The organism is uncultured Shimia sp., from assembly GCF_947498095.1.
Lineage (GTDB): Bacteria > Pseudomonadota > Alphaproteobacteria > Rhodobacterales > Rhodobacteraceae > Shimia.
This window is the reverse complement of the sequence record NZ_CANMJE010000010.1, coordinates 1-12,383: the sequence shown is the minus strand read 5'-3', so window position 1 is coordinate 12,383 and position 12,383 is coordinate 1. Positions and strand designations below refer to the sequence as shown.

The 12,383-nt window shown below is 56.5% G+C and carries 14 protein-coding genes and 1 tRNA gene; 9 read left to right on the top strand and 6 right to left on the bottom strand.

The annotated features are described in order from the left end of the window. Positions 1-869: 869 nt before the first annotated feature. Both Q0932_RS16030 and Q0932_RS16025 read right to left on the bottom strand, forming a co-directional pair. Positions 870-1,568 (bottom strand): VPLPA-CTERM sorting domain-containing protein, encoded by a 699-nt coding sequence (locus tag Q0932_RS16030; protein ID WP_299355377.1) that lies wholly within the window; start codon positions 1,566-1,568, stop codon positions 870-872. A 345-nt stretch (positions 1,569-1,913) separates the two neighbouring features. Next, positions 1,914-2,855 (bottom strand): DUF5906 domain-containing protein, encoded by a 942-nt coding sequence (locus Q0932_RS16025; RefSeq protein ID WP_299355375.1) that lies wholly within the window; start codon positions 2,853-2,855, stop codon positions 1,914-1,916. Positions 2,856-3,025: 170 nt separating this feature from the next. On the opposite strand from Q0932_RS16025, the gene Q0932_RS16020 reads away from it, so the two are divergent. Together Q0932_RS16020 and Q0932_RS16015 are read left to right on the top strand one after the other, a co-directional pair. Further along, positions 3,026-3,913, top strand: a complete 888-nt coding sequence (locus Q0932_RS16020; RefSeq protein WP_299355372.1) for a site-specific integrase — start codon at positions 3,026-3,028, stop codon at positions 3,911-3,913. A 310-nt stretch (positions 3,914-4,223) separates the two neighbouring features. Further along, a complete protein-coding gene (locus Q0932_RS16015; RefSeq protein ID WP_299355369.1) occupies positions 4,224-5,129 on the top strand; it encodes a LysR family transcriptional regulator in 906 nt (301 codons plus the stop codon). A gap of 73 nt (positions 5,130-5,202) precedes the next feature. Here the strand turns inward: Q0932_RS16015 and Q0932_RS16010 are convergent, their stop codons facing one another. The 4 genes from Q0932_RS16010 to Q0932_RS15995 are packed head-to-tail and all read right to left on the bottom strand — an operon-like array spanning position 5,203 to position 8,223. After that, positions 5,203-6,201 (bottom strand): OmpA family protein, encoded by a 999-nt coding sequence (locus tag Q0932_RS16010; protein WP_299355366.1) that lies wholly within the window; start codon positions 6,199-6,201, stop codon positions 5,203-5,205. Then, the gene (locus Q0932_RS16005; RefSeq protein WP_299355363.1) at positions 6,198-6,770 is read right to left on the bottom strand and encodes a peroxidase-related enzyme; all 573 of its coding nucleotides are present in this window, start codon (positions 6,768-6,770) and stop codon (positions 6,198-6,200) included. The genes Q0932_RS16010 and Q0932_RS16005 overlap by 4 nt, the downstream gene beginning before the upstream one ends. An 11-nt stretch (positions 6,771-6,781) precedes the next feature. Then, positions 6,782-7,507, bottom strand: coding sequence for a GNAT family N-acetyltransferase (locus Q0932_RS16000; RefSeq protein ID WP_299355360.1), 726 nt, complete (start codon positions 7,505-7,507; stop codon positions 6,782-6,784). Then, the gene (locus Q0932_RS15995; protein ID WP_299355357.1) at positions 7,504-8,223 is read right to left on the bottom strand and encodes a molybdopterin-binding protein; all 720 of its coding nucleotides are present in this window, start codon (positions 8,221-8,223) and stop codon (positions 7,504-7,506) included. The genes Q0932_RS16000 and Q0932_RS15995 overlap by 4 nt, the downstream gene beginning before the upstream one ends. 45 nt (positions 8,224-8,268) lie before the next feature. Here Q0932_RS15995 and sfsA point away from each other — a divergent pair, with 45 nt between their 5' ends. From sfsA to Q0932_RS15960, 7 genes are all read left to right on the top strand, one after another. Then, positions 8,269-8,976: a DNA/RNA nuclease SfsA gene (gene sfsA / locus Q0932_RS15990; RefSeq protein ID WP_299355353.1), complete on the top strand. Its 708-nt coding sequence runs from the start codon at positions 8,269-8,271 to the stop codon at positions 8,974-8,976. A gap of 58 nt (positions 8,977-9,034) precedes the next feature. Beyond that, positions 9,035-9,913 carry a carbon-nitrogen hydrolase family protein gene (locus tag Q0932_RS15985; protein ID WP_299355351.1) on the top strand — a complete coding sequence of 293 codons (879 nt, stop codon included), beginning with the start codon at positions 9,035-9,037 and terminating at the stop codon, positions 9,911-9,913. A gap of 80 nt (positions 9,914-9,993) precedes the next feature. Beyond that, positions 9,994-10,212, top strand: a complete 219-nt coding sequence (infA, locus tag Q0932_RS15980) for a translation initiation factor IF-1 (protein WP_007205486.1) — start codon at positions 9,994-9,996, stop codon at positions 10,210-10,212. Positions 10,213-10,255: 43 nt separating this feature from the next. Continuing rightward, positions 10,256-10,834: a Maf family protein gene (locus tag Q0932_RS15975; RefSeq protein WP_299355348.1), complete on the top strand. Its 579-nt coding sequence runs from the start codon at positions 10,256-10,258 to the stop codon at positions 10,832-10,834. Next, entirely contained in the window at positions 10,831-11,856 is a 1,026-nt protein-coding gene (locus Q0932_RS15970; RefSeq protein WP_299355346.1) for a ribonuclease E/G, read from the top strand. The genes Q0932_RS15975 and Q0932_RS15970 overlap by 4 nt, the downstream gene beginning before the upstream one ends. Then, complete coding sequence (gene yacG / locus Q0932_RS15965; RefSeq protein ID WP_299355343.1) at positions 11,853-12,035, top strand: DNA gyrase inhibitor YacG; 183 nt, start codon at positions 11,853-11,855, stop codon at positions 12,033-12,035. The genes Q0932_RS15970 and yacG overlap by 4 nt, the downstream gene beginning before the upstream one ends. Before the next feature lie 78 nt (positions 12,036-12,113). After that, positions 12,114-12,188, top strand: a tRNA-Phe gene (locus Q0932_RS15960). Positions 12,189-12,383: the final 195 nt, after the last annotated feature.

Sequence of the window (12,383 nt, the reverse complement as noted above, 5' to 3'; positions counted from 1 at the left end):
GGGGTCGTCCCTGGGCTTGAGCACTGGCTGGCGGTGGACACTGCTTGGACCGCGGGACGGCGCTCCCGTGCCCCTCTCGTGGCCTCGGCCTGACGAACACCACCATCCCCCAAGTCGTTCCAAGATTTGTTGGCAAGGTCGGCAGGTTCGGCAGGTTTTTGGAAAGTTTTTTGGGGGGAAGAGATGTATGCGATTGGAACCAAACCCCTTTTTTATTTTTTGGGAGGTTTGCCCTCCAGAACCCGCCGCCATGTGCCGAACCTGCCGACGAGACCGTGGGTTCGGGCCAAGAGGGGTTTTGGGATCGGCAGGTTCGACCTACCGACGCCCGCCGACCCCGCCGACGGCACAATTTGGGAGTTATCCGAGCACCACTTTGGAGCAACTCGGACGTGTGCCGAACCTCGGCAGGGTTGTCGCTTTCGGCCCAAAGCAGACCTTGGTGGCCAATGTAGCTAACAGCAGTATTGAGCTCACTTCTACCGAGTGAGAAATTGCAACATCTTTAGCCGTAGCGAAATCGCACGAGAAAAACCGGCCCTGTCTTACGAGCAGTAGGCAAAGCCTCTGCAATGCAGACGTTCAAACATGGTGTACCACGAGGTAACATGGTCTCTTTCCTGACTTGCTACTTAGCCTCATATCCGCTTGCTATCCTAACTTTGCCGCTGTCAGGTTAGCGCTGTGGTGGATAGCGGCGGACGGGAGGAACCACCATGACTATGGCAAACCTACCTGTCATTCGGGCCTGCCGTCCGGCCAATCTGAAGCGCCATCGCTCATACAGGACCATTTTCACTTAACAAAAATGAAGGCACCGAGTAAAAGAACCCGGTGCCAAAAATGATCTCAAATAGATTGTTCGGGAGTTAGGTTTTGCGGCGACGAGACGCAAAACCCAGTCCGCCGAGGCCTGCCAGCAACAATAAGCCCGCTGCGGGAACGGGAACGGCCGCGATCTGAATGTCATAGCGAGCGGCATAGCTCGGATTTGAATCCCGATTGTCGATAGTGAAGGCATAAGAACCAGGTCCGCCTTGGAATAGGATCGGCGATCCAGGATTCGGCAGCTTATTACTATTAGGGCCACCAACATTTGTGCGCATCGTGTGTTCTAAATCGAGAGGGTTACCCAGAAGACCAAGCAGAGAAAACACCGATCTGTTGTTTAAGCCCTCCCCGTCGACTCCTTCCCTAATAAACCCAGTGGGGTTAAGGGTGTATTCTGCGCCTGTTCCATCTTCTTGTCCGTCATTAATTGTATCGATAGCTTGAACACCTCCGAACAAAAATGAGATAGTAAATGAAGATGTGGCTTCGAAGATATACCTATCTCGGTCGCCGACAATTCGACCGTGGAGATCCACAACGCTTGCCTCGCCCGCACCAAATCCGAGTTTGGTACCTCCAATACAGCCAATAGGTGAACAATCCGTTCCGATTAGGGCCGTAGTGCCGGAAACCAAGTCACGCTTTCCTTCCGTTATTCCTATGTAAGTCGCCGCGCCCGCACCGCCTGCAAAAAGCAAGCCAGCTGCGGCAATTGCGACTAATGCACCAAATTTCATAATGAAATCTCCCAGTGTACCAAATTTCTACAGGTTCCCATCTTAGCTAGCTCGCCCAACTTCTGCCACAACTTTGACAATTTGCAGACCTTTTCGGTGCGTTTACTCCCCTGACTTGTTCTCATTGAGCGATATTGCTTGCGGTTGGCCGCGATTGTATCGACTTACAGAACAACCATGACTGTGGGCGCTTGCACAAGGCAAGACGTTCGAATCATACGCAAAGCAGACATTGGTGCCAAAAGCAGCGAACGACAGGTATCCGCCCTAGTAACGAAATGAGCATGGTGCAGCAGAAATGCAAAAGCATGTAACACCTTCTACCAGTATGTACCTCAGAACCTCCTAGAACTTGCTCAGCCAGTCCCACAACTCAGGCACGTCATCTAGTTCTTCGACCTCTGGCTGTGTCAGGTTGTTGGCAAGGTGGACCCGCTGGATGGCCTTTGGAGGCAACACTAGTTCCACGCTCCGACGGTGCCCGTTGCCCTTGCCGCCTTTGTTCTCGTGAACAACCACGTCCAGATTGGTCCGCAGGTGCTTCCAGAACTGTGCCACGTCCATCGGAGACGTATAGCGGTGGTGCTTGTGGGTCCACTCCAAGTAGGCCGCGTACATGTTGTTCTTGTCGACAAAGCAACTGTTGGCGTCAGGTGTGGAAAGGCTAGCCCCCTCCAGCGTCATCGTTCCCCGGTTGGCGCTCTCCAACAGCCACGCGTCCACACCTTCCAGCGACGCCAAGATATTTTGGGCTTTCTTTTTGGACACTGGGATGTCGCGGCGTTCGAATTGGGACACATCGCGCTGCAGTAGTTGGAACAGGATTTCGCCATAGCCACCACCTTTCAGCCACGCGTAGAACTCTGCCCAGTACGCCTTGTCGCCAGCCAAAGTGTCCATCACCTCCAGAAACCCGTAGCGACGGTCCGAGGCTTCGACGTGTGCCACGTGCTCGTGGTTTGATGTGAAGATGATGCCCAGCATGTTGGCGATGGTTTGAGCGTCGAAGAACTTCTTTTCCACGTTAATACGGTCGTCGGCCAGGATGCCTTTGAGAACGTCAGCCCGCTTGCGATCACCTGAAAACATGATTTCGTCTGCGCCAACGAACAACGTTTCTTCGGCGATAACAGAGAACCGTCCCGTCAGTTTGTTCATATCGCTGATGCTCTCACCATGGTCGCCGAAGATGCGCCCCATTATCTTGGAAATCGTCGACTTGCCCGTGCCGTGAACATCTGACACCAGCACGGGTGCCACTTCCATCAACAGAGTTGGAAACTGCACCTTCAACGCCATCCAGTTGAGAAGCCAGACGCGCCCAGCTGGACCTGCTCCACGGCACACGCGGGACAAGCGGGCAGGGGTCTCTGGCTGAGTTCTTGACCCAGTGGCACGAGGGACGTGTGGCTTCTGGTGTTCTTAAGGGAAACAGCGCCCTGTCACACTGGGGAAAGATGGAATCTATCATTCCGCTGATAGGTCACATCCCACTGATCAGAGTGGATGGTCAGGATATCCAATTCGCTCTCAACAAACTGCTGACCAAGGGCAACCCGGTCGGAAATGGCAAGCCACTGTCTCTGCGAACCGTCCAGTCGACCAAGGCCGTTCTGGCCGTGGCTATGAAACACGCGGTTGTTTTGCGCCTGATCCCAGTGTCGCCGATGGACGGCGTGACCCTGCCTACTGCCCGCAAGAACAAACCGCTAGCGCTGACCGTGGCGCAGGTCGCACAGTATATAGAGTTGATGGACCGGACATCGCGGTTCGGCAATGCGCTGCGATTTCTGTTCCTGTCAGGCTGTCGACGCTCAGAACTTGGCGGTCTGATGTGGGAAGATGTTCACGACACCCACGTAGACGTGCGCCGGACCCTCTACAAACGCCGGGACAAGAACGGAAAGTTCGAACTGGCTTTGGGCGACACCAAGACCGCGTCCAGCGCCCGCACTATCCCCCTATCCCAAGCGCTGCGCGACGTGCTAGCGGCCCAGCGAAAACAGAACGCCGAAGAACGTCTCGCAGCAGGGCCTATATATAAGGACAAGGGAATGGTGTTTCCCGGCGAGCGGGGAGGCTTCCTCGAACTGGGCAAGTTGAGCCAGCGGGCGCACCGTGCGAAAAAGAAGCTGGGATTCCCAGATAATGTCCAAGGCATCCACACGGCGCGGCACTCCTTTGCGACAATGCTACACAACCAAGGCGTCGATCCGAAGACCCTCCAGTCCCTGCTCGGCCACGCGAACATCTCTACCACACTGCAACTGTACTGCTCGGCAGACGAGGAACACCGCGCGAATGCCGTTGACCTGATTGGGAACGCACTCGGTGGTATTGGGTGAACATTGCGCGAACAAAACCCTGTCCGATGGGGGGAGACTGGGGGATGGGGGAAATTGACGTGCTTGACGCCCTATAGCACATTATAGTCAGGCTAGCGCGGCGTGCAGCCTCCATACTACTCAGAGTAGCAGGTGACTATAACGTAGATGTCCCGCACTACTCTAGGGATGTATGTGGAAACGCCTTGTTTCGCTGTTTCCAAGCCGCAAACGATGGCTTCGAAAACCCTGATATTGTCTGAGCACTGCCCAGCTTCTGCCCAAATTCGCCAGCATAACCTATTTCAAACGAGAGAATTGAGGTAGGAAAATGGATCGCCTGACGGAAATGGAAGCCTTTGCCACTGTGGTGGACCAGGGCGGGTTCACAGATGCCGCACGAAAGATGGGCATCTCGAAATCTGCTGTCTCTAAGCATGTGTCATCGCTTGAGGCCCGTCTGGGCGCGCGACTGCTGAACCGCACAACGCGCCGGGTCAGCCCGACGGAAATTGGCTTGGCATACTATGACCGGGCGCGCCGGGTTCTGAACGATGCCGGCGAAGCGGACGCCTTGGTCACATCCATGCAATCGGCCCCATCCGGATTGCTGCGCATCAGCGTTGCAACAGATTTTGGCGTCAATCACCTCAGTCCTGTTCTGGGTGAGTTTTTGGCGGAATTCCCTGAGATTACCGTCAATATGGTTCTCAACAATCGGTATGTTGAGTTGATCAGCGAAGGCTTTGACATGGCGATCCGCATCGGTGAGCTGGAAGACAGCTCGCTACGGGCACGCAAGCTGACCGCGACGACCAAACGCATGATCGCAAGCCCCGCGTACTTTGAGAAATACGGACGCCCGCAGAAAATTGACGATCTGAATGACCACAAGCTTTTGCATTACTCCAGCCAGTCTAATGGTGCGGTTTGGAAACTGACTGCGCCATCCGGCGAAAAACGTCAGGTGCGCACCGCTGGATGGCTGAGCGTGAATGATGGCCAATCGCTTCTCAATGCGGCCATTTCTGGTCTGGGGATCGCATATCTGCCAAGTTTTCTTTATGCCGACGCTCTCGAGCAAGGCTTGGTCGAGGATGCCATTCCCGAACTTCCGATCGAGACCCAAGGCATTTATGCCGTCTACCCGCCCGGTCGCTTTACGCAGCCCAAGGTGCGCGCATTCATAGACTTTCTTGTCCATGCATTTGCCGAAAAAGGGCCCTCTGACTGGTAACCCACGAATATTCCCCCGGCTTTAAAAAGCCAAAGAACTACCCGGACGCTTCAAACGTTCGGGTTTTTTTTGTTCAGGGTGCAGACAACAAAACAGCTTCGACGCGCCGGTTCGCGTCGCGTCCGCCTTCCTCGAGATTGCTGGCGATCGGCGCGAGATACCCGATCCCATGTGACTCGACCTGAGTATTTGGAACATTCAAATCTGTGGTCAAAAACGCCTGAACCGAAGCGGCGCGGGCTTGGGACAGTTTCACATTTCCATCCAGGCCGCCCTTGCTGTCGGTGTGGCCGACCAGGGCCACGCGTCGCGCACTGTCCTGCTGGAGCCACGCCGCAAGGGTCTCAAGAGAAGAAAACGTACCGTTGGCAAGAATTGAGGATCCGGTCTCAAAGCTAAGGTCGCCCAAAACAACATGACCACGATCGAGCAACGTGACGATGAGCTGATCCATGTCACCAGGACTCTGGCGCATGGCGCCTCCGTCTTCCGGCGTGTCTTCTGGAAGTTCGGCTGCGGTGAGTTCGGCTTGCTCTGCAGATTCACGGTCTTGGCTGTCAACGAGGCTGAGTTGCACCGGGTGCATCGGCGTGACCGATACCAACTGAAGCATCGCAGCGGTTGAAGTATGACTGATCAAAACGCCAGCGACCTCGGGCCCATTCTGGGTTTCCTTGCGAGCTGACACAAAACGGAAGTTTGACAGATCCACGAACATGTCCGGGGGTGGCAAAACCATCGTTTCAAACCGAAAGTCAAAGCCGCCGCAGTCGTCGGTCTCGCACCGAAACACCAACTCATACCCTTGAGATTCGAGCTGCGCGGCCAGTGCCGCCCCGATTTCTGTCACTGCTGCAAACTGCCCCTCGATGCGCCAAGACTGAAGCCTTAGCAGACCCCCGACACGCTCGGTCGGCATGTCCCCTTTGCGATACGGGCCCAGTGGCAGCTCGTAGAAACTGCGCGTACGCTCTTCATCCGTCAGTTGCCGCGCGCCTTTTGGAAGGTCCGGCTCAAAAGCAAGACCCATCTGGGGGATGACAAGAAGGAGGAGCGCGGCAAAAAGTTTCATCTGAATTGTGCGTGGTACTCAGGGTTGGGGCGCATATCGATGGCTGAGGCCACGCGATTGGTCATGTTGAAAAAACCAACCACACTGGCGATGTCGAAAATGTCCCGGTCGCTAAAGCCAACATCCCGAAGCGCCTGACGATCCGACTCTTCTGTTGTGTAGCTTTCCTTGGTGATCTTTTCTGCAAAATCCAGCATTGCACGCTGACGCGGGTCCAGGTCGGCGGACCGGTAATTCATCACCATCATCTCTCCCAGAATCGGATCGCCCGACAATTCCCGGACAGCCGCCCCGTGGGCGGTCAGGCAGTAGAAACACTTGTTGATGGACGACACGACCACCGCGATCATCTCGCGTTCCAGTTTGGTCAGGCCGCTCTCGGCGAGCATCAGGTCGTTATACATCCCCGTGAACGCGTCGAGTTTTGAGATGTCGAATGTATAGGACCGCAGGACATTCGGGATCATGCCCAGCTTATCTTGGCAAATGTCGAAATATTTCTGCGTTGCGGGTGGCAGGGGATCGACCGGGGGCAGGTTAAGGGCGGTGGGTTGATCGGACTGGCTCATGTGTCTCCCTCTCAGTCGGACAGAATGCGGTAATGATACCGTCCCACAACCGACATGCCGAGGGAAGAGTACAAGCCATTTGCCGCAGCGTTATGATCAGTACAAATCACCGAAAGCGTATGACCACCATTGTCCCGCGTCCAGAACGCGGCACGTTGCATCAACCAGCGTCCCAGTCCTTGCCGGCGTTGGAACGGCAAAATCTCGACCGCATGTATCATGGAGATGCCATTGTACATGGCGATGAAACTTGTTCCAGCGGGTTTGTCTTGCCAACGCGACACGAACCCAGCTTTGGGTTTGCAGGCCCGGTTCATCACCTCGACGCGTTCCGGGCCGATACCACCGGTCTCCCACATCTCCCGCATGATGTTGAGAGGGCCCGTGGTCTCGATCGCAACCGTGCGCGGGGGGCGTTCGGTGGCAAGTTTGGACGCCTCGACAGCGTACATTGTGACAGGATCGATCACCTCATAGCCCCGTGCGGCAAGGGCGTCGTCCAGATCGCTGTTGCCTTCGCGAACTTGAAACAACGGAGTTTGACCCAGATCCCGCATCGCGTTTTCCGCATCAGCAATGTCAGCGCTTTCAAATGATGCTGTCAGAGTCGCGGCAGAGACGCGTTTGCCACCACCTTGACCGTCGCGGATCAGAAATGGTCCTCGCCGGGACGTTTTGGCCGCCGGCCAAGTTGCGTCAACCACTTCATACAAATCTTGGGTGCTGGGCAGTGTCATGCAAACAACTCCGACAAGTCTGAGATCGCAGCGTCAATGCGGCTTCCGTCCGTGCCGCGGATCACAATGTTCGACCCAAAGGCGCCGTTTTTTTGGAACGGGTACGACCCAATGGAAAGGTCGGGGTAAGTGGCGGCCAGTTCTGACAGTGGCCCAGCGATGTCGCCTTCCCCTCTGTCGATACGCAAAGACTGCGAAAGAAGGGGCGCGCCCCCGGTCATGGTGGGCAACACAGTTGCCACCATCGCCTGAAAGACGCTGGGAACACCGGCCATCACGTGGACATTTTCAAGGGTAAAGCCGGGTGCGACAGAGACAGGGTTTTCAATCAGTGTGGCGCCGTCAGGAATGCGCGCCATGCGCAGGCGGGCATCGTTCAATTCACTTCCGGTGTTTTTATAGTGCGCTGCGAGCAGGGCACGCGCATCGTCGCGCACATCGATGTGGCGCTCAAAAGCTGCCGCAATGCAATCGGCCGTAATATCGTCGTGGGTCGGCCCGATACCTCCGCTGGTAAACACGGTGTCATAACGTGCGGACAGGGCGCGGACGGCGGCGATAATGTCTTCACTCTCATCGCCAACGATGCGGACCTCGGCCAGCGCAATACCCTGCTTTGTCAGCTCGCCGGCCAAAAAGTACATATTGGCGTCCCGCGTGCGCCCCGAGAGGATTTCATCTCCGATGACCAGCATGGCGGCGGTGGGGTTGGGCATTGCGGCCTCCTTGTCAGACTTACTTGGCAGGTATAGGGCTGGGCCATGCGCTTTCAAACCCCTCTTGTGCCTGCCGTGCTGTTGCGCCGCTACAAACGCTTTCTTGCCGACGCGCGGCTCGAGGATGGTCGAGAGATCACCGCCCATTGTGCCAATCCGGGCAGCATGATGGGGCTGAAAGACCCGGACATCCGGATTTGGCTAGAGCCAAATGACGATCCCAAGAAAAAGCTGAAATATGGCTGGCGATTGGTTGAGCATGAAAACGGGCATTTCACCGGCGTCGATACCTCCGTGCCGAATCGGGCGCTGAGATCTGCCCTGCTGGCGCATGAAATTCCAGAACTGGCCGCTTATCCAACGGTCCGACCCGAGGTCAAATACGGGCAGAACAGTCGGGTTGATTTTCTGCTTACCGGGGAGGGACCGGATTGTTACGTTGAGGTAAAGTCCGTCACCCTGTCGCGCCATGAGGGCGTGGGTGAATTTCCCGACAGCGTGACAGCGCGCGGTGCTAAACACCTGGCCGAGTTGCAAGACATGGTGGCGCAAGGGCATCGCGCCGTGATGTTCTATCTCGTTCAGCGTACCGATACGACAGTTGTGACCCTCGCTGATGATATCGATCCGACTTACGCTGCCGCTTTTGATCGTGCCATTGCCTCCGGGGTCGAGGTGATGGCCTATGACTGCAACATTACCCCGAACGAGATCACAGTCGGAAAGCCATTGCCCTTTGAGCGTAACGTGTGACAAGCGCGAAAGTTTGCGGCAACATCGGGACGACTGGCACTAATATGGACCACAACCGATGAAGATTGCGACCGCCGCTTACCCGCTCGATTTTCTGAGAGGATGGGCCGAGTATGAAGACAAGATTTTCCGCTGGGTAGATGACGCGGCCACGCACGGGGCAGATCTTCTGGTTTTCCCAGAATACGCGGCCATGGAACTGGCGACACTATCCGGGTCCGAAGTTGCTGGAGACCTGGAGAAATCCTTGCATGCCGTTTCGGATCGCATGACCGAAGCCAACGCTCTTCATGCGCATCTCGCGCAAGAGTTTGATGTGCATATCCTCGGAGGATCGGCTCCGGTGTTTGATGGCGCTGACCGGCCTTTCAATCGCGCGCATTTTTTCGCACCCGAAGGGAAAAGCGACTTTCAGGACAAGCAAATCATGACCCGCTTTGAGCGCGACCCCTGGGGTGTCGCACCCGGTGGCCCGCTGAAAATCTTTGAGACTGCCTTGGGCAAAATTGGCGTGTTGATTTGTTATGACAGTGAATTTCCATTGCTGGGAAGAGCGCTGGCAGAGTGCGATGTGATCCTGTCTCCCTCCTGCACCGAGGCGCTCTCGGGCTATTGGCGGGTTAGGATCGGATCCATGGCGCGCGCGCTTGAGAATCAATGTGTGACCGCGATGGCCTCTCTGGTCGGTACGGCTGAGTGGTCCGAAGCGGTGGACGTGACAACCGGCATGGGCGCGCTGTTTGGGCCTCCGGATGTTGGCTTCCCAGACACCGGGATCATCGCAGAGGGAAAAATCTGTGTGCCCGGTTGGACTTATGGAGAGGTCGACCTCTCGGCCATTGCGCACGTACGTGCCGACGGTCGGGTCTTGAACCGCACCCATTGGGAAGAACAGGACCCCCGTCACCAACAGGTCACATATTCCTCGCTCACCTGAGAATCGCCCTTGAAAATCAGAGCGTTTCGGCCCATTTAAGGGCTGCCCGCGATTGGCGGGTGATTTGTGAAGGATAAAATATGGCCAAGGAAGAACTGCTCGAATTTCCCGGTGTCGTGAAGGAACTCCTGCCCAATGCGACGTTTCGGGTCGAGCTTGAGAACGGCCATGAGATCATCGCACATACGGCAGGTAAGATGCGCAAGAACCGCATCCGTGTTCTGGCAGGCGACAAAGTTCAGGTGGAAATGACCCCCTATGATCTGACCAAGGGTCGGATCAACTATCGCTTTAAGTAAGCTCACCAGCCCTCGTGGCGCGGCATCAAACAGGACCGAAGGCATGAAACTGATCCTCGGCTCCGGCAGCCCGCGCCGCAAGGAACTGCTTTTGCAGATCGGCGTTGTTGCCGATGATATCCGTCCACCAGATATCGACGAAGATCCCCTGAAGGGAGAGCTTCCGCGCCCCTATTGTGAACGCATCGCCCGTGAAAAGGCGATGGCGGTACAAGCGGATCGCGATGACATCATCTTGTGTGCTGACACCACCGTCGCGCTGGGTCGTCGCATCATGGGCAAGCCTCAGGATGCCGGAGAAGCCGCTGAATTTCTGGTCTCACTGGGTGGCCGACGCCATCAGGTGATCACATCGGTGGCCTTGCGTCGTGGTGATTCATTGTGGGAACGCACCGTGGTCAGCGCCGTCAAGATGAAGCGCCTTTCGGATGATGAGTTAAACGCCTACCTCGCCTCGAACGACTGGCAGGGCAAGGCGGGGGGCTATGCCATCCAGGGCCCAGCAGGAGCATTCGTCCCGTGGATTAGCGGCTCTTTTTCGGCCATCATGGGCCTGCCGGTCGCTGAGACCGCCTCTTTGCTACAGGCAGCAGGCTACCCCCTCTACAAGGAGCGCAAATGAAGGGCGCACAGATCATTCTTGACCACTTGAACGGACGCGAAGCTGCGGCCCATTTGGTTGACGGTAAGCTGCAGGATATCCTGGTCGACACGGACGCCCCGCGTCCCGGCACCATCTATCGCGCCACTGCTGACCGGCCTGTCAAAGGTCAAGGTGGCATGTTTTTGAAAACCCCGGATGGTCCTGCTTTTCTGCGACAAGTCAAAGGGTTGGCACCGGGTCAAACCATTTTGGTTCAAGTCACCGGTTTCGCTGAGGAAGGCAAAGCCATCCCGGTGACGCAAAAGGTTTTGTTCAAAAGCCGTTATGCCATCGTCACTCCCGATGCGCCGGGTCGCAACATCAGCCGCTCAATCCGTGATGAAGACGTCCGCGACACGCTGTTGGGAATTGTCCACGAAGTCATGGATGAGGACGACAACATGGGGCTGATCCTGCGATCCTCCTGTGCCACGGCAGAGGCGGGAGAGGTGGCAGAAGATATCGACGCCATGCTGACGCTCGCACGCCAAGTGAGCGCGGAAACCGAGGGTTCTGTTGAGACACTGGTCGAGGGTGATGCCCCGCATGCCGAGGCATGGCGGGAATGGACCGATCCGGCCGAGATCGTGACTGCAGCAGGCAGTTTTGAAACACACGGGGTTCTGGATGCTGTCGAAGATCTGAATGACATCTCGGTTTCTCTGGGCGGTGGTGCCTCGCTGTTCATCGAACCAACCCGCGCATTGGTCGCCGTCGATGTGAATACCGGCCGCGATACCTCGCCCGCAGCCGGGCTCAAGGCCAATATGGCCACAGCGCGTGAATTGCCGCGCCAACTGAGCCTGCGGGGGCTTGGCGGTCAGATCACACTGGATCTGGCGCCCATGCCCAAAAAGGATCGCCGCGCTTTTGAAAGCGCGCTGCGCAGCGCGTTTCGCGCCGATACAATCGACACGACCTTAGTCGGTTGGACACCCCTGGGGCACTATGAACTGCAAAGAAAGCGGGCCCGGTTGCCACTGAGCGAGGTTCTAAAATGAGTTGTCCGATCTGCCGGAAAGACATCAAACCCGACTACAAGCCCTTTTGCTCAAAGCGCTGCGCAGATGTCGATTTGGGCAAGTGGCTGGGCGGGGACTATAGCTTTGCCTCACAGGACGCCGAGGACCAGCAAGAGGCGCTCGAGACGTTAGAGCAACTTTCGTCCCGACCACATTGATTTTTTGTCAAAACCCTCTGGACAGCCCCCCGGACCTGACATAGAACGCCGCAACCCGAACACTCGATGTTCACCCGTGCCCGGGTAGCTCAGGGGTAGAGCAGTGGATTGAAAATCCTCGTGTCGGTGGTTCGATTCCGCCCCCGGGCACCATTACCACTTCCAGCACTGTCCGACGGCGTCCGATTTTTCGGGTAACGCCATGATTTTGCTGCATTCTGAGTCCAGCGTCGTTCAGGTGATTCCGGGGGCAGCCAGACGATCTGGGGGTATTGAGCAGCCCTATCTGACGGGTCCAAGTTGATTGTTAGTGCATGATCGGCCTGGGTTCCATTGGTATGATGGTTT

Excerpts from the sequence above, each read along its gene's own strand:
- Q0932_RS16030 (WP_299355377.1), bottom strand. The coding sequence starts at position 1,568 with ATGAAATTTGGTGCATTAGTCGCAATTGCCGCAGCTGGCTTGCTTTTT.
- Q0932_RS16020 (WP_299355372.1), top strand. The coding sequence starts at position 3,026 with ATGGAATCTATCATTCCGCTGATAGGTCACATCCCACTGATCAGAGTG.
- Q0932_RS16015 (WP_299355369.1), top strand. The coding sequence starts at position 4,224 with ATGGATCGCCTGACGGAAATGGAAGCCTTTGCCACTGTGGTGGACCAG.
- Q0932_RS16010 (WP_299355366.1), bottom strand. The coding sequence starts at position 6,201 with ATGAAACTTTTTGCCGCGCTCCTCCTTCTTGTCATCCCCCAGATGGGT.
- Q0932_RS16005 (WP_299355363.1), bottom strand. The coding sequence starts at position 6,770 with ATGAGCCAGTCCGATCAACCCACCGCCCTTAACCTGCCCCCGGTCGAT.
- Q0932_RS16000 (WP_299355360.1), bottom strand. The coding sequence starts at position 7,507 with ATGACACTGCCCAGCACCCAAGATTTGTATGAAGTGGTTGACGCAACT.
- Q0932_RS15995 (WP_299355357.1), bottom strand. The coding sequence starts at position 8,223 with ATGCCCAACCCCACCGCCGCCATGCTGGTCATCGGAGATGAAATCCTC.
- sfsA (WP_299355353.1), top strand. The coding sequence starts at position 8,269 with ATGCGCTTTCAAACCCCTCTTGTGCCTGCCGTGCTGTTGCGCCGCTAC.
- Q0932_RS15985 (WP_299355351.1), top strand. The coding sequence starts at position 9,035 with ATGAAGATTGCGACCGCCGCTTACCCGCTCGATTTTCTGAGAGGATGG.
- infA (WP_007205486.1), top strand. The coding sequence starts at position 9,994 with ATGGCCAAGGAAGAACTGCTCGAATTTCCCGGTGTCGTGAAGGAACTC.
- Q0932_RS15975 (WP_299355348.1), top strand. The coding sequence starts at position 10,256 with ATGAAACTGATCCTCGGCTCCGGCAGCCCGCGCCGCAAGGAACTGCTT.
- Q0932_RS15970 (WP_299355346.1), top strand. The coding sequence starts at position 10,831 with ATGAAGGGCGCACAGATCATTCTTGACCACTTGAACGGACGCGAAGCT.
- yacG (WP_299355343.1), top strand. The coding sequence starts at position 11,853 with ATGAGTTGTCCGATCTGCCGGAAAGACATCAAACCCGACTACAAGCCC.